The following is an 18,473-nucleotide window of genomic DNA, read 5'->3' on the forward strand; positions in this document are numbered from 1 at the left end:
GCGATTGCAGTTTGAAGAGGTTTTTTGATATGGATGAAAATGAAAGGAGCTCTGGCATGAGTGAGTTATTAGCGACATATCTCCTGACCGAACCGGGAGCCGATACAGAGAAGAAAGCAGAACAAATCGCAACAGGATTGACAGTAGGCTCCTGGACTGATCTGCCCCTTGTAAAACAGGAGCAAATGCAAAAGCATAAGGGGCGGGTGATAAAAGTTGAGGAGAGAGGGGGAACTCCTGCATCAGAAAAACAAGCGGTCATCACAATTGCCTATCCTGAAATCAATTTCTCTCAGGATATTCCGGCTTTGCTGACAACAGTGTTTGGCAAGCTGTCCCTGGACGGAAAAATCAAATTAATCGATCTTCACTTCTCTGAAGCATTTAAGCGTGTACTGCCGGGACCGAAGTTTGGCGTATACGGCATCCGGAAGCTGCTGGGAGAGTTTGAGAGACCGCTGTTAATGAGCATATTTAAAGGCGTAATCGGAAGGGACCTGAGTGATATTAAAGAACAGCTCCGGCAGCAGGCGCTTGGCGGAGTTGACTTGATTAAAGACGATGAAATTTTCTTTGAGACAGGTCTAGCGCCTTTTGAAACAAGAATTGCAGAAGGAAAGCAAATATTGAAAGAAACGTATGAGCAAACCGGACATAAAACGCTGTATGCGGTGAATTTGACTGGACGTACGGCTGATCTGAAAGACAAAGCGAGACGCGCCGCCGAGCTGGGAGCGGATGCGCTTTTGTTTAATGTCTTCGCTTACGGCTTGGACGTTATGCAAGGCCTTGCGGAAGATCCTGAAATCCCAGTTCCGATTATGGCGCATCCAGCGGTCAGCGGAGCGTTTACGTCTTCTCCGTTTTACGGTTTTTCTCACGCTCTTTTACTCGGAAAATTAAACCGATATTGCGGTGCTGACTTCAGCCTCTTTCCGTCTCCATATGGTTCGGTTGCGCTTCCAAGAGCAGACGCACTGGCGATTCATGAAGAATGTGTGAGAGAGGATGCTTTTAACCAAACATTTGCGGTTCCGTCAGCAGGCATTCATCCCGGCATGGTTCCGCTATTAATGCGTGATTACGGCATAGACCACATTATTAACGCCGGAGGAGGCGTACATGGACATCCGAACGGTGCCCAAGGCGGGGGGCGAGCGTTCAGAGCCATTATTGATGCGGTCCTAGAGGCCCAGCCGATTGATGAAAAAGCCGAACAGTGCAAGGATCTTAAGCTTGCGCTAGATAAATGGGGAAAGGTTGAAGCCGTATGACGACTCGAAAACCTTTTATTATTTGTGATTTTGACGGAACCATCACGATGAACGACAACATTATAAATATCATGAAAACATTTGCTCCCCCAGAGTGGGTGGCATTAAAAGACGGCGTACTTTCCAAAACGCTGTCGATCAAGGAAGGTGTCGGGCGGATGTTCGGCCTTCTGCCCAGCCGTTTAAAAGAAGAGATTACAAGTTTTGTATTAGAAGATGCAAAAATCAGGGAAGGCTTTCGGGAATTTGTAGCATTTATCAATGAGCACGAGATTCCGTTTTATGTTATAAGCGGTGGAATGGACTTTTTTGTATATCCTTTGCTTGAAGGCATTGTGGAGAAAGACCGCATTTATTGCAACCATGCTTCATTTGACAATGACTATATCCATATTGACTGGCCTCATTCCTGCAAGGGCACATGCAGCAATCAATGCGGGTGCTGTAAGCCGTCGGTCATCCATGAACTTTCTGAACCGAACCAATATATCATCATGATCGGTGATTCGGTTACAGATGTGGAGGCAGCAAAGCTGTCTGACCTATGCTTTGCAAGGGATTATTTATTAAACGAATGCCGGGAGCAAAACCTCAATCATCTTCCGTATCAAGATTTTTATGAGATAACAAAGGAAATTGAGAATGTAAAGGAGGTACAGGAATGGCTGCAAAACAAGAACGCTGGCGAGAGCTCGCTGAAGTAAAACGGGAATTGGCAGAGAGAGAGTGGTTTCCGGCGACTAGCGGTAATCTGTCAATTAAGGTTACAGATGAGCCTTTAACATTTCTCGTCACTGCAAGCGGAAAAGACAAACGCAAAGAGACGGTTGAAGATTTTCTGCTGGTCGATCAAAACGGAGAGCCTGCTGAAAGCGGGCATTCTCTGAAACCGTCAGCAGAAACGCTTTTGCATACACATTTGTACAATAAAACCAATGCCGGGTGCTGCCTGCATGTCCATACGGTAAACAATAATGTGATTTCAGAGTTATACGGAGACCAAAAGAAAATCACATTCAAAGGCCAGGAAATTATAAAAGCACTCGGCTTGTGGGAAGAGAACGCAGAAGTGACCGTTCCGATTATAGAAAATCCGGCACATATCCCAACGCTTGCGGCACTGTTTGCGGAAGAGATTTCAGAAGATTCAGGAGCTGTTCTGATCCGAAATCATGGTATTACGGCTTGGGGGAAAACAGCATTTGAGGCAAAAAGAGTGCTTGAAGCATATGAATTTTTATTCAGCTACCATTTGAAATTGAAAACACTCCAGCATCAGCTGGTTAAATAAAAGGAGGAATTCTAAATGGCTACAATTCGAATTCATGATGAGGCAAATACAACGATTGAAAATCAAGAGGAAGTGGCAAGCTTTCTGGACAGTCAAGAGGTTATTTATGAGCAATGGGATATCACGAAGCTTCCGGAACATCTCTCAGAGAAATATGACCTGACAGAAGAAGAAAAACAGCAAATTCTTGATACCTTCGAAACTGAAATTAAAGATATCTCAACCCGCCGCGGCTATAAAGCACAGGATGTTATTTCATTGTCAGACAGCAATCCGAAACTTGATGAACTGCTTGAAAACTTTAAAAGAGAGCATCACCATACAGACGATGAGGTTCGTTTTATTGTAAGCGGACACGGTATTTTTGTCATTCAAGGCAAGGACGGCACGTTTTTTGATGTCCGTTTAAACCCTGGAGATTTAATCTCCGTGCCTGAGAATATCCGCCATTACTTCACGCTTCAGGAGGACCGCAAAGTTGTCGCGGTGAGAATTTTTGTCACAACTGAAGGCTGGGTTCCGATTTATGAAAAAGACAGCGTGAATCAATAAGCATGAGATAGCCCCGTTCATCGAACGGGGCTTTTTATATTTATTGCAAACGCCACTTTTCATATTGTGACAGTTCTTTTTTAATCAGTGTCCAAATCAAACCTAAAACAGCTGCATCGTCAATGAATCCAAGACCGAGGATTACGTCTGGAATGATATCGAGCGGCATGACGATATACAGGATTGCGGCAGTTAACAGCAAAAGTGTTTTAACCTGTGAACGAGGGTAGTCGCCATTTCGCCAATCGCGAAGCATCTGAAAAAAAGTAGTAATGTGCTGGATACATTTTTTTCGGTTTTTCCTCTTTAAAATCGATTTTCCGCCTGCCGCTCCGAGCATTATTGCTTTCTTTTTCTTCATTGGGCATACCTCCTGCCTGGCGGCGTGTTTAAGATATTCTTCACCTGGGTATTGTTCTTCTAATCCTATCAATATATCTATTATACCTGAAAAATTAACTTATTTAATGAAAATATGTTTACAAATAAAGTATAATCTGTAATAATGCACAATAACCCAATCAAACTTGTTTCCTATTTCTTAGCGGCGAGGGGTGAAGTGAATGGGCGGTTCTTCTGAACAAGAAAGATTGTTGGTGTCTATTGATGAAAAAAGAAAGTTAATGATAGATGCCGCTAGAAAGCAGGGATTTACAGGGCATGACACGATCAGGCACAGTCAGGAGCTGGATTGTTTAATAAATGAATATCACCAGCTTATGCACGAAAACGAACATTCCCAAGGGATTCAAGGCCTTGTAAAGAAATTAGGCTTGTGGCCCCGCAGAGATGTTATGCCAGCATATGATGCAAATAAATAGCGGCCTATCAGATGCATATATAAAGAGAGAGCTTTTCGGAAGCGCTCTTTTTTTCTGGGAAAAATTCATATGAAAGAGGGAACTAATGAAAGAACTGGCGATTCTCATTACCGAAATGGTCAATCAATTTCATGATGCTTTTATTTCCTTATGCGAAATATTTGGCATTCATTTAACTGACAAAGAAATGCATTTTTGGGTGATCGGCATTTTTGGCATATTCTTTTTCGGCGTCACTCACGCTGTGTTTACATGGCTTTCTAAATGGAGTATGACAGCCTTGTCCTTTATCTATACCGTTACAGTCATCATTGTCATCGTATTTGCGATTGAGATTCAGCAAAAGGTGACGGGGAGAGGGAATATGGAGTTTTTAGATGCCACGGAAGGTATAAAGGGTTTTTTAGTATTTTTTATGTTTTTTTTGCTTTTGAAAATGCTGTTGCGTTTCATCAAAGTCCTTTTTTCTGGAAGACCAGCAAGCAAATCGAATGGCAATGCCCGATCACGAAGATAAAAAACCCTCCTGACATGGTCAGGGGGGCTATGAAGCGGATACAGGGAGGGTGATTGTCACCTCTGTGCCTCTTCGCACTTCACTTTCAATATGAATAGAGCCTCCGTACATCAGTACGATCCGTTTACAAACAACAAGGCCGAGACCGGTTCCTTTTTCTTTAGAAGTAACAAAGGGAAGGAAGATGTGATCCAGCATTTCCTGAGAAATCCCTTCACCGTTATCCACAACTTTGATTATGGCTTTTTTATCTAAAGCTCCCAGGGAGATCGTCAGTTTGCCTCCTTCAGGCATTGACTCGAGGCCATTTTTTGCTACATTTAAAATCACTTGTTTAATATGATCTTTTGTACATTTTACGAGTAAGGGCTGCTCGGTTAAATACTGTAATTCGACTTCAACATTGTATAGATTGCCCTCAGAATAAATGATCGGCATAATTTCTCCGATAATGTCCTGAAGTGAGTTCAGCTCCCATTTTTCAGCTGTCGGCTTGCCGAGAACAAGAAACTCACTCACTATTTGATTGATGCGCTTTATCTCCTGTTCGATAATGGAGAAGTAAAGCTGATCTTCCTCACCTTTATATTTCTTTTGCAACAGCTGAATAAAGCCGCTTATGCCGGTGAGGGGGTTACGGATTTCATGGGCTGTGCTGGCAGCAAGCGTCCCGATCAACTCTAATTTTTGCGCCTCATTTTCTGAGCGCTCCAGCTGGGTCTGCCGCTTCAGCAAATAATACAGCACGAGAATAAAAAGGATATTCAGCAGAACAATAATACATGAAAGCGGAAGCACTAGGCTTTTCGTCAGTTCTTCTATTGTGACCGGGTTCGGATAGACTTTCATATTCCAGCTGATATCATCCAGATATCCGCTGACAGGTTTCTGATCCTCTGCATGAGAGGCTTGTCCGCTCGCAAAAATCATTTTCCCGTCTTGGTTCACAACTTCAATATAAACATCAGGGCTTAGTAAGTTAATGAGATTTTTCAAATAATCAATTTGAATAGCTGCGACAAGATAATCTGTCACATTACGTTTTGAGTCCAAAACAGGCACACAAATTGTGAAAATTGGCTGACCAGTAATTCTGCTCGAATAACTATCTGAAATGACTGTCTTTTTAGTTTCCTTTGCTTTTGTAAAAAAAGATCTGTCGGCCAGGTTTACTTTCGTTTTTAATTCGGTTGTGCTTGCGGTGACGTCTCCTTTGGCATTGAGAAAATAGAGACCGGAAAATCTCGGCTCTGAATCAAAGGTCTTTTCCAAAATTGATTGCATTTTCTTTATATCAACCGGTCTGTCGATGGCGATGGACAAGGAGGTCATTCTCGCCATTGTTTCTCCGATTAAATAATTGATTTTGTTGCGGTGAAGGTTTAGCAGGACACTTGCTTCTTGTTTATGTTCTGCAGCTATTGTATCTTTTTCTTTTTCATATACGAAAAAGCTGATGACGATTGCCGGAATCACGACCAGTATGATATAAAGTTTGACTCTCCCGCAGGCGCCTTTTAGTATTTTCAATTTGCATCGCTCCAACATACACCTGATTAGAGGTATTATATCATTGTTTCTTCTTCTTTAATAAGAAAAAATAACCAAAAAAATTAGAAAAAGGTGTTGGCAAGCTTACATTTTAAAAAAGAAGAGAAATATTGGAAAGATTTTTATTGACATTTTGGTCTTTGTTTATTAATGTTTCTCTGTAACGGTTTCTAAAAGGATGATTGAGACATGACAGAAAAATCACTGAAGTTATTTATCGTGCTGTCGCGCGCGTATCGGTCTATTAACGATCATATGAATAAGCATATTCATAAGCATGGGCTGAATCCGACTGAATTTGCTGTGCTAGAGCTTTTGTACCATAAAGGCGATCAGCCGCTGCAGCAGATAGGAGATAAAATTCTCTTGGCTAGCGGGAGCATCACATACGTTGTAGATAAGCTGGAGCAAAAAGAACTTCTCATTCGGAAAGCGTCTCCTACAGACAGACGAGTGACATTTGCGCAAATTACTGAAAAAGGCATCGGTCTTTTGAACGATATTTTCCCTGATCACGCTGCTGAAATTGATGAAATGATCAGCGTATTAAGCGAAGAAGAGGTAGAGATGTGCACTGAAATGTTAAAAAGAGTAGGGTTAAACGCAAAACAGTTTCATAATAAGTAAAAAAAGGAAGCCTGATATGTCACAAGGCTTCCTTTTTTGCTATTTTTCATTTGTTTCCGCTGCGCCTCTCGGCAAAATGAGAACTTCAACCCGCCGGTTTTTGCTTCGGCCTTCCGCAGTTTTATTGGAAGCCACCGGTTTATACTCGCCATAACCCTTGGCGCTGAACACTTTTGCATCGAGCTTGGGGTTTTCAATCAGGAGCCCCATAAAGTTTACTGCTCTCATGACGCTTAAATGCCAGTTTGATTGGAATTCAGAATTTTTAATTGGCATATTATCAGTATGTCCGCTGATAATGATATTTCTTGGCGGGTTAATCACAAGAAGATTTGAAATCTCTTTTGCAAGCGGCACATCTTCCTTACGGATGGTCGCTTTTCCAGAATCAAAGAAGATGCTGTCTTTAATCGTAATCAGAAGGCCTTCACTAGTCATCTTCGTCTCCAGCTGATGTTCCAGCTTTTTATCTTTGATGAACTTTTCCACCTGGCTCTTCACATTTTCAAGTTCTTCTTGATCAGCTGCTTTTTCTTTTTCTTTCTTGTTTTTCTCTTTCTCTTCTTTTTCCTTTTTCACTTCATCGATGCCGTCTGACTCGTTTTCAGGAGGAGTGACACTGGAGTAGTCCAGTACACCGGTTCCGCCTGTAAAAACTTCATTAAATGATTTTGAGAGCATTTGAAACTTAGCTGCGTCAATCGAGCTGCTCGCGTACAGCACAATAAACAATGCCAGGAGAAGAGTAAGGATGTCGGCGTAAGGAACGAGCCATGATTCATCAACGTGCTCGTCCTCATGCTTCTTCTTCTTTTTTCTCGCCATTTTGCGCCTCTCCTTGTTCTGCAAATTTCAAGCGGTCCTTCGCAGGAAGATACATTAAAAGCTTTTGTTCGATGACTTTCGGTGCTTGTCCTTCTAAAACGGATAAAACACCTTCAATCATGACCTCACGCAGTTTTACTTCTTGTTTTGATTTTCGTTTTAATTTATTTGCGAAAGGATGCCATAACACATACCCTGTAAAGATACCGAGAAGTGTGGCAACAAAGGCGGCACTGATGGCGTGTCCAAGCTCATCTGTGTTATCCATATGAGAGAGAGCGGCAATCAGCCCGATTACAGCGCCGAGTACTCCAAGTGTCGGAGCGTACGTTCCTGCTTGTGTAAAAATAGCGGCTCCGGCTTGGTGCCTGTCCTCCATTGCTTCGACTTCCTCTGTCATAATATCTCTGATAAATTCCGCGCTTTGCCCGTCAACAGCCATGCTGAGCCCGTTTTTCAAGAAAGCATCATCTACATCCTCAATGCTTGCTTCTAAAGCAAGCAGACCTTCGCGGCGTGCAAGCTGAGCCCATTCAGAGAACATAGGAATGAGTTCCTCTATTGTGAGCTGTTTATTTTCCTTAAATAACACTCGAAACAGCGCAGGCACTTTTTTAATTTCTTTTGTTGGGAACGCAATAACGACTGCTGAGATTGTCCCAGCGATAATAATTAAAATGGCAGCGGGGTTTGCAAGGGCGCTGAAACTGACGCCTTTCAGAACCATCCCGACGCTCAATGCCACAAAAGCAAGAATAATACCGATTAACGAAGTTTTATCCATAGTTTTTCACCAAATCCTTTTTTACTAGCTTGTCTATGGTTAATATCGGTTTTGGTGCCCGGAACTTTAGGGACATTGTGAATTTGTTCATGAAATATTCAAGGAAGAGGCATAGAAGGGAGAAATAAACAAAAACGGGCTCTCCAAAATTGAAAAGCCCGGGTGTCTACTGAAATTAGCAGCTTTCTTGCAAGCTGTCCTTCAGATGGTATTCATATAATAGTAGAAATACATATTCACTGTATATAAACATGTTCCATCCCTCCTTAAAAAAAGTGTAAAGGATGAAGGGAAGTAGCGCTTCAGGGGAAGGGACGGTATTTTCTAAGTCAAGAGTATGAAAGCATAAAAAAAGCGGCTTCCTAAAAGGAAACCGCTGATTGTTATTTCGCTCGCACTTTGATTTTATCATCTTCTAAAATCACGTGAAAACTTGTGATCTCGCCATTATCAAGCAGCAGATCGGTCATTTCATCCTCAACCCATTCTTGGATGGTTCTTCTAAGCGGACGTGCACCGAATGAAGGGTGGTAGCCCAGCTCAGCGATTTTTTCTTTCGCTTCATCTGTCACATTCAAGCTAATGCCCCGTTCCGCCAATGTTTCTTCAAGTTCTCCAAGAAGAAGGCTGACGATTTTGACAAGATGTTCTTTTTCCAATGAGCGGAACTCAATAATGCTGTCAAAACGGTTGAGGAACTCAGGTTTAAAGAACATGCTCAGTGAATCAATTAATGTTTGTTCTTCGATGACACTGTCATCTGATTGGAAACCGACTTTCGTTTGTTTCTCACCAGCACCCGCATTACTTGTCATGATGATCACAGTGTCTTTGAAGCTTACAGTTCTGCCTTGGCTGTCTGTCAGACGGCCATCTTCCATAATTTGCAGGAACATATGCTGAACGTCTGGGTGTGCTTTTTCAATCTCATCTAGCAACACAATGCTGTAAGGATTGCGGCGCACTTTCTCAGTTAATTGTCCAGCTTCCTCATGGCCGACATATCCAGGCGGTGAACCGATAATTTTAGATACGGCGTGTTTCTCCATGTATTCGCTCATATCGAGTCGGATAATAGCGTCTTTTGTGCCGAATAATTCATCTGCCAGTGTTTTAGAAAGCTCTGTTTTCCCTACGCCGGTAGGACCGACGAAGAGGAAGGAGCCGACTGGTCTGTTTTTGGATTTTAAACCGGCGCGGCTTCGTCTTACCGCCTTTGCCACTTTTTGAACAGCGGCTTCTTGTCCAATCACGCGTTCATGAAGTTTTGCTTCGAGTTCTTTCATTTTCGTTTGTTCGTCTGCCTGCAGTTTGCCGACAGGGATGCCTGTTTTTTGTTCAACAATTTCCTGAATGTGCTCAGCTTCCACAGTGACAGCGGTATGAGCGGAGGAGCTGTTCAGTTTTTTCTCCAATGCGAGTTCTTCATCACGGAGTTTTGCCGCCAGTTCGTAATTTTCATCTTCCAGGGCTTTTGTTTTTTCGGCTTCAATTGCAGTTAAGCGTTCAGCGGCATCCTCATCATTCAGTTCATCAATTAACAGGTTGGCTTTTGAACCTGCTTCATCTAATAAATCAATTGCTTTATCCGGCAGGTGTCTGTCCTGAATGTAGCGGGATGATAAAGTGACACACGCTTTGATTGCTTCATCACTGAATGTTACGCCATGGTATGCCTCGTATTTGTCTTTAATCCCTTGCAGAATGAGGATAGCCTGTTCAGCTGAAGGCTCCTGCACCATGACAGGCTGAAAACGTCTTTCCAGCGCGGCATCTTTTTCGATTTGACGATATTCTTTCAGTGTTGTCGCGCCAATGACTTGCAGTTCGCCTCTGGCTAGGGCCGGTTTGAGAATGTTGCCGGCGTCCATTGATCCTTCTGCAGAGCCTGCGCCGACGAGAAGGTGAATTTCATCAATGAACAGAATGACATTTTTTCGTTCCTTCAGCTCAGTGATCAGCTGTTTCATTCTCTCCTCAAATTGGCCTCTGATCCCTGTATTTGCAACAAGGGATGCAACATCAAGCAAGTATAGCTCTTTGTTTTTCAGTTTGTTTGGAACATCGCCTTCAGCAATTTTTAAAGCGAGCCCTTCAGCGATGGCAGTTTTCCCCACACCCGGCTCACCAATAAGAACCGGATTGTTTTTGTTGCGGCGGTTTAGAATTTCGATCACTCGCGCCACTTCATCATCACGGCCGATGACGGGATCAATGAGACCGGCTTTAGCACCGTTTGTAATATTTTGAGCCAGCTCATCAAGCAACCCTTTTTTTCCGCTTTGTTTTGCTGCGCTCTTTTCTTTCGGCTGGAATGCCTGTTCAAACGGAAATCCGAAAGATTGAGGACCCATACTCATTGAAGGTTTACGGGTCAGTTCGTTATAGCAAGTTTCACAAAGAACCATCTGTTTATGAACGGAATTTATTTGCATGTTAAGGCGAATCGTCGCCTCGTTTTGATGACAATGTTGACAACGCATTTGCCAAAACCTCCTTAATAATTTGATCTTCTTTGACCAATGAAAGTGAATAAAAAGGTCTATTGGATTTGACCTTCTTTGACTATTAGTATACGGCAAACTTAACGGCATTCAAACCAATATGCTCAAAGCAGACTGAATATTTGACTATCTTTGACCAATTGATTTTTAAAAAAAGGCCGGTTTGTTTGACCAACTTTGATTAATAGTATACTCTGACTATCTTTGACTTTCAAGTCTTACGCACAAAAAATTTTTGATTTGTTACAAAGTAAAACATGTTTTCTTCGTCTTTTCAAGGAACTTGTCTCATAGGTTATAAAAAGGCACCTATGGACAAAACTGCGGTTCGTTCGGAGGGGAGAAATGGAACAATCAAAAGGGTCTGCAAGTCAGCTTGCTTTTGTGTATGTCGGCACAGTAGTCGGAGCTGGATTTGCGACTGGCAGAGAAATTGTTGAGTTTTTTCTGAAGTTCGGCTGGTTCGGTTTATTCGGCATTCTCGTCAGCGGTGGAATGTTTACGTTTCTGGGCGCCAAGCTGATGATCATTTCAAAGCGAATCAATGCCAAGTCATATCAAGAAATGAACATCTTTTTGTTCGGGGCGGCGGCTGGGCGGATTATCAATGTATTTATGCTGTTTGTTCTCCTCGGAGTTACATCTGTCATGCTTTCAGGGGCAGGGGCGCTTTTTGAGGAACAGCTGGGGATGTCCGCTCAGATTGGGATGCTTATTACAATCGGTCTGAGCTTAATTGTGATGACTAGAGGAGTAAAAGGCATTTTCGGTGTCAATGTGTTTGTTGTTCCCCTTTTAATCATCTTTTCAATGATTGTGGTGGCCGACTCTTTTATATTCAGCGAATCACGAAACGCAGCTCAGTGGGTCTGGCCGCATCGCTGGGATTGGCTGTTATCAGCCTTTTCTTACGGGGCTTTGAATTTATCGCTTGCCCAAGCAGTTTTGGTTCCGCTGGCGAATGAAATGTCCTCGGAGAAAGTGATCAAAAAAGGCGCTTTAATCGGAGGGACGATGCTGACGATTGTGCTGTCCGCGAGTTTTCTGTCTTTGTCAACTCTTCCGGATGTATTTTTGTATGATATACCGATGGCACAAGTGGTTTATCTCTTTGCACGATCTGTCCATTTGATTTATTTACTCATTATTTTCGGAGAAGTGTTCACATCAGTTATCGGTAATCTATATGGATTAGAAAAACAAGTTCAAAGCTTTCTTCCAGTGAAAAGCAAATATATCTTTGCGGCCATTATGATCACGGCTTATATTACGAGCCAAATAGGGTACGGCAGGCTTATTTCAACGATTTATCCCTTGTTTGGCTATGTGAGCCTGGCCTTCATAGGCGCTTTGCTTTGCAAAAAAGCTCCTCGGCGGCGCAGTTTATAAATATATATAATGAAACGAACCGTCACTATAGAGCGATAATTGATCTAGGAACCGGGGACTGACTTTTTTATTGTCAAGAAAAACATCATTATGGTAAGATAGCAGAAGTGAAAAAATTGAAGAAAATCCGTGCGATATGCGGGAGAGGTTCTAGCTACACCCTCTATAAAAAACTAAGGACGAGCTGTATCCTTGGATACGGCCTTTTTTATGTTTTTCTAGAGCACCTTCCGAAAAAAGGTGTTTTTTTGCGTGAATTAGCTGTAGCGATGTCTCTCGCCGGCGTTTTTATTGCGGAGAAGGAGAGGAATCATGAAAAAAGAAAAAGCAATTGTCGTATTTAGCGGCGGTCAAGACAGCACAACATGCTTACTGTGGGCCTTAAAAGAATTCGAAGAAGTCGAAACGGTGACTTTTCATTATAATCAGCGACATTCGCAGGAAGTTGAAGTGGCAAAATCCATTGCGGAAAAGCTTGGTGTGAAAAATCATTTGCTTGATATGTCACTTTTAAATCAGCTTGCACCGAATGCCCTGACTAGAAATGATATTGAGATAGAAGTAAAAGACGGTGAACTGCCATCCACATTCGTTCCAGGCCGCAATTTGGTATTCTTATCCTTTGCGTCTATCCTGGCTTACCAAATTGGCGCGCGCCACATTATTACAGGAGTTTGCGAGACAGACTTCAGTGGTTATCCTGACTGCCGTGACGAATTCGTGAAATCTTGCAATGTCACGGTAAATCTGGCAATGGAGAAGCCGTTTGTGATCCACACGCCTCTCATGTGGCTCAATAAGGCGGAAACGTGGAAGCTTGCAGATGAGCTTGGCGCGCTGGATTTTGTGAAAAACAACACGCTGACATGCTATAACGGCATCATCGCAGACGGCTGCGGCGAATGTCCGGCATGTCACCTTCGTTCAAAAGGTTATGAAGAATATATGGTGATGAAAGGAGAGCGTGCATAAATTGTTATCTCAAATTTATCCGCAGGCCCAGCATCCTTATTCGTTTGAACTGAATAAGGACATGCATATCTCAGCCGCTCATTTTATCCCTCGGGAAAGTGCGGGAGCGTGCAGCAGGGTTCACGGGCATACGTATACCGTAAATATAACCGTTGCCGGCGACGAACTTGACGATTCAGGCTTTCTTGTCAATTTCAGCGTACTCAAAAAACTGGTGCACGGAAACTATGATCACACGCTATTAAATGATCATGAAGATTTTTCTCAGGACGACCGGTATTCGCTGCCGACAACTGAAGTCGTGGCGAAAACGATTTATGACAACGTACAGGCTTATTTAGACACTTTGGAGAATAAGCCGACCTGTGTACAGGTGTTTGTCCGTGAAACACCGACAAGCTACTGTGTCTACCGTCCGAAAAAGGGTGGTTTGAATGGCTAAAGGAATTCCTGTATTAGAAATTTTCGGCCCGACGATTCAAGGAGAAGGCATGGTGATCGGACAGAAAACGATGTTCGTCCGGACAGCCGGCTGCGATTATTCCTGCAGCTGGTGTGACTCCGCTTTCACTTGGGATGGGTCTGCTAAAAAAGATATTCGCTGGATGACGGCGGAGGAGATTTTTGCGGAGCTTAAGGACATTGGGGGAGATGCGTTTTCTCATGTGACGATCTCAGGCGGCAACCCGGCTCTGTTAAAACAGCTGGATGCTTTTATTGAACTGCTGAAGGAAAATAACATCCGTGCAGCGCTTGAAACTCAAGGGACCGTTTATCAGGATTGGTTTACGCTGATTGATGACCTGACAATTTCTCCAAAACCGCCAAGCTCAAAAATGGTAACGAACTTTCAAAAGCTTGACCACATTTTAACTTCACTTCAAGAGAATGATAGACAGCATGCTGTCAGCTTGAAGGTTGTCATCTTTAATGATGAAGATCTGGAATTTGCCAAAACTGTGCACAAGCGGTATCCGGGAATCCCGTTTTATTTACAAGTCGGAAATGATGACGTGCATACGACAGATGATCAGTCACTGATTGCACATTTGCTTGGGAAATATGAAGCGCTTGTTGATAAGGTAGCTGTCGATGCGGAGCTGAATCTCGTCAGAGTGCTCCCGCAGCTGCATACCCTGTTATGGGGCAACAAACGCGGAGTATAATAGAAAGGAAGATGAACATGACGACAAGAAAAGAATCAGAATTAGAAGGTGTAACATTGCTAGGCAACCAAGGTACAAATTATTTGTTCGAATATGCACCGGACGTGCTGGAATCCTTCCCTAATAAACATGTAAACCGTGACTACTTTGTAAAATTCAATTGTCCGGAATTCACATCTTTATGTCCTAAAACAGGCCAGCCAGACTTTGCGACAATCTACATCAGCTACATTCCTGATGAAAAAATGGTTGAAAGCAAATCATTAAAGCTGTATCTATTCAGCTTCAGAAACCATGGTGACTTCCACGAGGACTGCATGAATATCATCATGAATGACTTGATTGAATTAATGGACCCGCGCTACATTGAAGTATGGGGCAAATTCACGCCAAGAGGCGGAATTTCCATTGACCCGTACACAAACTACGGAAAGCCTGGCACGAAGTATGAGAAAATGGCCGAATACCGTATGATGAACCATGATTTGTATCCGGAGACAATTGATAATCGTTAATTATTCCGTTGTGTGATACGGAGTGTGAAACGAAGTGGAGTCACAGTAAAATCCGAACATTCAGCGTTAATTTTCAGCGGAAATGTGACCGGAGTGTGACCCGTACTAAGCTCAATAAAAATGGGAAAAGTCACACCTGAAAATGGCTCTACTCATGGGAATTGTATTAAAAAGTGTGACCTGAGGTGCAACCTGAACTGTGACTTTTATGCAGTGAAAAATTGATAGTACAGAAGCAGATTAAGGCGTACAATTTGTACGTCTTTTCTTTTTTATCCGAAAGAAAAAATGCCTATCTAGAGATCATAGGCATTAAATATTATTATCAATATCTTCATTTATTTTTTGGCTAAGTTTCTGAACCTTCTCTTTAACATTTGAAACAGCTCTTTTTTGAATTTCATCAATTCTCCTGAATATAGTCGATGCCACTTCTTATTAGAACTTCACTTTCAAAATTGAATATCTCATTTATTTCTGACTGTTCTTCATCTGTTAGGTGATGGTATTGAAGTTGTTTAGCATTTACTTCAGCAGCTACATCAATCCTAACTTAGTTGTTCTGGTTGTACAATTTCATATTCACCTTCTGTATACTTTTGCTCCGCATAATGGCTTCCCCATTGACAGAGCTCCTGCAAGATAGGTTTAAGAGATTCTCCGAGTTCAGTGGATGAATATTCAACCTTCGGCGGTACTTGATTATACATCTTTCTGCTCACAAGTCCACTGGCTTCAAGCTCTCTAAGTGTTTGAATCAGCATTTTCTGAGTTATATTTGGGATAATGCGCTTTAATTCACTCGTTCTCTTTGGTCCATTCATTAAAAAGTATAATACAAGGCCTTTCCATTTTCCGCCAATAACTTCCTTTGTCACTTCAAACCCACAGCTAAATTTTTTCATGTCTAAAGCTCTCCATTCCACATTTATTACTTTTTAGTTACTATATCACAAAAAAGTGGGTACTTCCGATACTGTGCTTACTGAAGGATACTATATCTTGTAAGTTGTTCTTCAAGTACTTAAAGGTACTAGACATAAAATAATATTAATTCTAAAGGAGTGTTAAGTATGGGTAAATTTGAAGGCAAAATAGCGCTTGTAACGGGTGGAACAAGCGGGATTGGTCTTGCTACAGCACAAAAATTTGTAAACGAAGGTGCATATGTTTATATCACGGGACGTAGACAAAACGAACTTGATAAAGCTGTTAACCAAATTGGCAAGAACGTAACCGGTGTTCAAGGTGATATTTCTAAGCTTGAAGACTTAGACAAACTATATGACATTATAAAGCAGGAAAAAGGTAAGTTGGACATTCTTTTTGCTAATGCAGGCATCGGCAACTTCCTTCCATTAGGTGAAATTACTGAAGAGCAGGTTGATAGAACGTTCGACATTAACGTTAAAGGAACCATCTTTACTGTTCAAAAAGCATTATCACTATTCCCAGACAAAGTAGGTTCTATTATTGTAACGGGCTCTACTGCTGGATCAATTGCCAACCCAGCGTTTAGTGTATATGGAGCATCTAAAGCAGCATTAAGAGCACTAGTTCGCAACTGGATTCTTGACCTAAAAGGTACTGAAATCCGTGTAAATGTGGTTAGTCCAGGAGGTATTCTTACACCTGCCTACGATGAGCTTTTTGGTGATACACTTGAAGAGGTACTGGAAAATAGCAGAAATACTGTTCCAGCTGGAAAAGTTGGGACACCTGAAGAAGTAGCAAACGCTGTATCTTTCCTTGCTTCAGACGAAAGCAGTTACTTGACGGGTGTTGAATTGTTCGTAGATGGCGGGCTAGCACAGGTATAATTTCACTGCGCAGAGATTACAAATAGTCCCCAAAAAAGGTTAATGGGGATTTACTTGAAGAAGTCGTATAAAAAAGTCGTTTTCCTTAAAGGACAGGGAATTCGACTTTTTTATGTTTGAATTTGCTTAACGTTGTAAATTCGCATTTTCCTGGGGCTACTACTAAATGACCTGTAAAAAAGATTACACTGTGAATAAATGTACTTAAAGTAACGGGGGCGTTAGTTGAAGAACAAACAACACCGTTGTTGTAGTAAATGAGGTCATTTGTTGTACAAAAAAAGGATAGTTGAATACAGGCATTTTCACCCTGTTCATCTATCCTCTCTTTTTGTTTATAAAATGTGTGACATTTCATTTGGTTTCTTAATTATTAATAAAATTAAACATTTTCTTGACTTTTAATAAAAAATAATATCCCTGTCCTTGTATTCTAATACTTTTAAAAATATTTAAAGGAATCCTTATGTCCTGAATAACCACATAGGAAAATATGTTGTAGGTTGCTTTCTTTTTTTGTGGGGCATCCCACACAAGCTATCTCGTGATCTCACACCTGAACGTTTTTTATAGACTAGTACCGCGACAAGTTATATTACATATACATACCAATAAAGTAGACATTAAAAAGTGAAAGAGAGGATGGAAATGTGTGAAAATTCTTTTCCTTGAGAGTCATCCCATGTGGCTCTATGGTTTACCGAATGGGTTTAGGGAAGCAGGACATACCGTAATGATTTCCGGTCCTGTAAGTCGGGAAAATATAACTGAAATGATAGACGAATTTAAACCAGATCTAATAGTATCTATGGGATGGACACCAGAGCATTCAAGGGAAAAGCAGGCCTGGATTCGCAACGCTACTAAAAAGGTGAATATCCCTCTCGTTTATTGGGCAACTGAAGACCCGCTGCACACTCAAAACTTTACTATCCCGTTAATTAAAAAGATGAAACCGGATTTTGTTTTCACGGTTACGCCTTCTCTGTGTAAAACTTATGAAAGCATGGGGATTAAAGCAGCTCACTTAGACTTTGCATTTCACGAAAGTATACATCACCAGATTAAACCATTAGCGAAATACAGTTGTGATATAGCAGTGGTGGCTAATGCTTACCCTAATTTTCTTGAAGAACATCCGGAAGTGTTCCGTTCGTCCTCTTTAAAAACGCTTATTCGTCCTCTTATACGGAAAGGTATTCGCATTGATTTTTGGGGGAGAAACTGGGAAAAAATGAGTAAATATATAGGAAGAGAAATTCCCCCCAATTGGATCCATGGATACCTTGATTATACTGAAGCATATAAAGTTTACAGTTCAGCAAAAGTCGTTATCGGTTTGCAAAACTGTGAAAGCCAACTTACGCAACGCACCTATGAGATTCTTGGTTCCGGGGGGTTTTTATTGACATCGGATATACCAGCAGTTCGAGATAAATTCAAACCTGGCCGCGATCTCATCGTTTCTTCCTCCCCAAAAGAAACTTTGGAAAAGGTTAAATACTATTTGAATCATGATAGCGAGAGAAAAAAGATTCAGATAAACGGTAAAAAGGCTGTAAAGAATGATTCCTATCGGCATAGAGCCGAGAGAATGCTTGAGGTGCTAAAAAGCAGAGGAATCATAAGAAACTTAGGGGAAACCATTCATTATGTAGATGTTCTCAAAGAAAAATACGTGATCCATCATGTTACTCCCGGTGAAACATTATCAATAATTGCCAGGAAGTATAATGTTTCCCTGCAGCAACTCATGGAGCTTAATCATTTCAAATCAGATCAAATATATGCTGGACAAATCATTAAGATTAGAGAGAAACGGTTTAGAAATATTAATAACAAATTTTTCTAAAGGAGAGTAATAT

Annotated in this window: 20 protein-coding genes and 1 riboswitch; of the genes, 14 read left to right on the forward strand and 6 right to left on the reverse strand. The window is 41.7% G+C overall.

Annotated features, from left to right (window positions below):
* The first annotated feature begins 56 nt into the window (after positions 1-56).
* Genes mtnW through mtnD form a run of 4 tightly spaced genes read left to right on the forward strand, consistent with a single transcriptional unit; the run spans position 57 to position 3,117 of the window.
* On the forward strand, positions 57-1,274 hold the full coding sequence (gene mtnW / locus MKX71_RS07385) for a 2,3-diketo-5-methylthiopentyl-1-phosphate enolase (protein ID WP_339231919.1): 1,218 nt from the start codon (positions 57-59) through the stop codon (positions 1,272-1,274).
* The gene (gene mtnX, locus MKX71_RS07390) at positions 1,271-1,978 is read left to right on the forward strand and encodes a 2-hydroxy-3-keto-5-methylthiopentenyl-1-phosphate phosphatase (protein WP_046380981.1); all 708 of its coding nucleotides are present in this window, start codon (positions 1,271-1,273) and stop codon (positions 1,976-1,978) included. Before mtnW ends, mtnX begins: the two co-directional genes overlap by 4 nt.
* Complete coding sequence (locus MKX71_RS07395) at positions 1,936-2,565, forward strand: methylthioribulose 1-phosphate dehydratase (protein ID WP_339231920.1); 630 nt, start codon at positions 1,936-1,938, stop codon at positions 2,563-2,565. The genes mtnX and MKX71_RS07395 overlap by 43 nt, the downstream gene beginning before the upstream one ends.
* A gap of 15 nt (positions 2,566-2,580) precedes the next feature.
* Positions 2,581-3,117 (forward strand): acireductone dioxygenase, encoded by a 537-nt coding sequence (gene mtnD / locus MKX71_RS07400; RefSeq protein ID WP_003232483.1) that lies wholly within the window; start codon positions 2,581-2,583, stop codon positions 3,115-3,117.
* Between the two features lie 40 nt (positions 3,118-3,157).
* Here mtnD and MKX71_RS07405 read toward each other — a convergent pair whose 3' ends face one another.
* Positions 3,158-3,478, reverse strand: coding sequence for a YkvA family protein (locus tag MKX71_RS07405; protein WP_029317715.1), 321 nt, complete (start codon positions 3,476-3,478; stop codon positions 3,158-3,160).
* Positions 3,479-3,680: 202 nt separating this feature from the next.
* Here MKX71_RS07405 and spo0E point away from each other — a divergent pair, with 202 nt between their 5' ends.
* Both spo0E and MKX71_RS07415 read left to right on the forward strand, forming a co-directional pair.
* Complete coding sequence (gene spo0E / locus MKX71_RS07410) at positions 3,681-3,938, forward strand: aspartyl-phosphate phosphatase Spo0E (RefSeq protein WP_003232480.1); 258 nt, start codon at positions 3,681-3,683, stop codon at positions 3,936-3,938.
* Positions 3,939-4,023: 85 nt separating this feature from the next.
* Positions 4,024-4,455, forward strand: coding sequence for a hypothetical protein (locus MKX71_RS07415; protein ID WP_144458953.1), 432 nt, complete (start codon positions 4,024-4,026; stop codon positions 4,453-4,455).
* Between the two features lie 27 nt (positions 4,456-4,482).
* Here MKX71_RS07415 and kinD read toward each other — a convergent pair whose 3' ends face one another.
* Positions 4,483-6,003 (reverse strand): sporulation kinase KinD, encoded by a 1,521-nt coding sequence (gene kinD / locus MKX71_RS07420; RefSeq protein ID WP_072557174.1) that lies wholly within the window; start codon positions 6,001-6,003, stop codon positions 4,483-4,485.
* 192 nt (positions 6,004-6,195) lie between these two features.
* Between kinD and mhqR the strand changes: the two genes are divergently transcribed.
* Complete coding sequence (gene mhqR / locus MKX71_RS07425) at positions 6,196-6,633, forward strand: MarR family transcriptional regulator MhqR (RefSeq protein WP_003232475.1); 438 nt, start codon at positions 6,196-6,198, stop codon at positions 6,631-6,633.
* Between the two features lie 39 nt (positions 6,634-6,672).
* Here mhqR and motB read toward each other — a convergent pair whose 3' ends face one another.
* From motB to clpE, 3 genes are all read right to left on the reverse strand, one after another.
* The gene (gene motB / locus MKX71_RS07430) at positions 6,673-7,458 is read right to left on the reverse strand and encodes a flagellar motor protein MotB (RefSeq protein ID WP_003232473.1); all 786 of its coding nucleotides are present in this window, start codon (positions 7,456-7,458) and stop codon (positions 6,673-6,675) included.
* Positions 7,430-8,242 (reverse strand): flagellar motor stator protein MotA, encoded by an 813-nt coding sequence (motA, locus tag MKX71_RS07435; protein ID WP_003238984.1) that lies wholly within the window; start codon positions 8,240-8,242, stop codon positions 7,430-7,432. Before motA ends, motB begins: the two co-directional genes overlap by 29 nt.
* 383 nt (positions 8,243-8,625) lie before the next feature.
* Positions 8,626-10,725, reverse strand: coding sequence for an ATP-dependent protease ATP-binding subunit ClpE (gene clpE, locus MKX71_RS07440; RefSeq protein ID WP_339231921.1), 2,100 nt, complete (start codon positions 10,723-10,725; stop codon positions 8,626-8,628).
* A gap of 366 nt (positions 10,726-11,091) precedes the next feature.
* Between clpE and MKX71_RS07445 the strand changes: the two genes are divergently transcribed.
* The 5 genes from MKX71_RS07445 (at position 11,092) to queF (ending at position 14,788) form a co-directional block, all read left to right on the forward strand.
* Complete coding sequence (locus MKX71_RS07445; RefSeq protein ID WP_032721430.1) at positions 11,092-12,135, forward strand: membrane protein; 1,044 nt, start codon at positions 11,092-11,094, stop codon at positions 12,133-12,135.
* A 138-nt stretch (positions 12,136-12,273) separates the two neighbouring features.
* A riboswitch (PreQ1 riboswitch) is annotated at positions 12,274-12,318 on the forward strand.
* 129 nt (positions 12,319-12,447) lie between these two features.
* Positions 12,448-13,107 carry a 7-cyano-7-deazaguanine synthase QueC gene (gene queC, locus MKX71_RS07450; RefSeq protein ID WP_003245417.1) on the forward strand — a complete coding sequence of 220 codons (660 nt, stop codon included), beginning with the start codon at positions 12,448-12,450 and terminating at the stop codon, positions 13,105-13,107.
* Positions 13,100-13,549 (forward strand): 6-carboxytetrahydropterin synthase QueD, encoded by a 450-nt coding sequence (gene queD, locus MKX71_RS07455; protein WP_003232462.1) that lies wholly within the window; start codon positions 13,100-13,102, stop codon positions 13,547-13,549. The genes queC and queD overlap by 8 nt, the downstream gene beginning before the upstream one ends.
* Entirely contained in the window at positions 13,542-14,273 is a 732-nt protein-coding gene (gene queE, locus MKX71_RS07460) for a 7-carboxy-7-deazaguanine synthase QueE (RefSeq protein ID WP_003232460.1), read from the forward strand. Before queD ends, queE begins: the two co-directional genes overlap by 8 nt.
* A 17-nt stretch (positions 14,274-14,290) precedes the next feature.
* The gene (gene queF / locus MKX71_RS07465; protein ID WP_003218613.1) at positions 14,291-14,788 is read left to right on the forward strand and encodes a preQ(1) synthase; all 498 of its coding nucleotides are present in this window, start codon (positions 14,291-14,293) and stop codon (positions 14,786-14,788) included.
* A gap of 548 nt (positions 14,789-15,336) precedes the next feature.
* On the opposite strand, the gene MKX71_RS07470 is transcribed toward queF, so the two are convergent.
* A complete protein-coding gene (locus tag MKX71_RS07470) occupies positions 15,337-15,693 on the reverse strand; it encodes a winged helix-turn-helix transcriptional regulator (RefSeq protein WP_015715792.1) in 357 nt (118 codons plus the stop codon).
* Positions 15,694-15,861: 168 nt separating this feature from the next.
* Between MKX71_RS07470 and MKX71_RS07475 the strand changes: the two genes are divergently transcribed.
* Positions 15,862-16,608 (forward strand): glucose 1-dehydrogenase, encoded by a 747-nt coding sequence (locus MKX71_RS07475; RefSeq protein WP_339231923.1) that lies wholly within the window; start codon positions 15,862-15,864, stop codon positions 16,606-16,608.
* A gap of 652 nt (positions 16,609-17,260) precedes the next feature.
* Positions 17,261-18,460, forward strand: a complete 1,200-nt coding sequence (ykvP, locus tag MKX71_RS07480; RefSeq protein ID WP_339231924.1) for a spore protein YkvP — start codon at positions 17,261-17,263, stop codon at positions 18,458-18,460.
* The last annotated feature ends 13 nt before the right edge of the window (positions 18,461-18,473 follow it).

Origin of the sequence: Bacillus sp. FSL M8-0071 (assembly GCF_037975455.1) — a bacterium.
Lineage (GTDB): Bacteria > Bacillota > Bacilli > Bacillales > Bacillaceae > Bacillus > Bacillus subtilis.

Coding starts and splice junctions, on each gene's coding strand:
- queC (WP_003245417.1), top strand. CDS start 12,448: ATGAAAAAAGAAAAAGCAATTGTCGTATTTAGCGGCGGTCAAGACAGC.
- MKX71_RS07395 (WP_339231920.1), top strand. CDS start 1,936: ATGGCTGCAAAACAAGAACGCTGGCGAGAGCTCGCTGAAGTAAAACGG.
- motA (WP_003238984.1), bottom strand. CDS start 8,242: ATGGATAAAACTTCGTTAATCGGTATTATTCTTGCTTTTGTGGCATTG.
- mhqR (WP_003232475.1), top strand. CDS start 6,196: ATGACAGAAAAATCACTGAAGTTATTTATCGTGCTGTCGCGCGCGTAT.
- motB (WP_003232473.1), bottom strand. CDS start 7,458: ATGGCGAGAAAAAAGAAGAAGAAGCATGAGGACGAGCACGTTGATGAA.
- MKX71_RS07445 (WP_032721430.1), top strand. CDS start 11,092: ATGGAACAATCAAAAGGGTCTGCAAGTCAGCTTGCTTTTGTGTATGTC.
- queE (WP_003232460.1), top strand. CDS start 13,542: ATGGCTAAAGGAATTCCTGTATTAGAAATTTTCGGCCCGACGATTCAA.
- queF (WP_003218613.1), top strand. CDS start 14,291: ATGACGACAAGAAAAGAATCAGAATTAGAAGGTGTAACATTGCTAGGC.
- mtnX (WP_046380981.1), top strand. CDS start 1,271: ATGACGACTCGAAAACCTTTTATTATTTGTGATTTTGACGGAACCATC.
- MKX71_RS07470 (WP_015715792.1), bottom strand. CDS start 15,693: ATGAAAAAATTTAGCTGTGGGTTTGAAGTGACAAAGGAAGTTATTGGC.
- mtnD (WP_003232483.1), top strand. CDS start 2,581: ATGGCTACAATTCGAATTCATGATGAGGCAAATACAACGATTGAAAAT.
- spo0E (WP_003232480.1), top strand. CDS start 3,681: ATGGGCGGTTCTTCTGAACAAGAAAGATTGTTGGTGTCTATTGATGAA.
- clpE (WP_339231921.1), bottom strand. CDS start 10,725: ATGCGTTGTCAACATTGTCATCAAAACGAGGCGACGATTCGCCTTAAC.
- MKX71_RS07405 (WP_029317715.1), bottom strand. CDS start 3,478: ATGAAGAAAAAGAAAGCAATAATGCTCGGAGCGGCAGGCGGAAAATCG.
- kinD (WP_072557174.1), bottom strand. CDS start 6,003: ATGTTGGAGCGATGCAAATTGAAAATACTAAAAGGCGCCTGCGGGAGA.
- MKX71_RS07475 (WP_339231923.1), top strand. CDS start 15,862: ATGGGTAAATTTGAAGGCAAAATAGCGCTTGTAACGGGTGGAACAAGC.
- MKX71_RS07415 (WP_144458953.1), top strand. CDS start 4,024: ATGAAAGAACTGGCGATTCTCATTACCGAAATGGTCAATCAATTTCAT.
- mtnW (WP_339231919.1), top strand. CDS start 57: ATGAGTGAGTTATTAGCGACATATCTCCTGACCGAACCGGGAGCCGAT.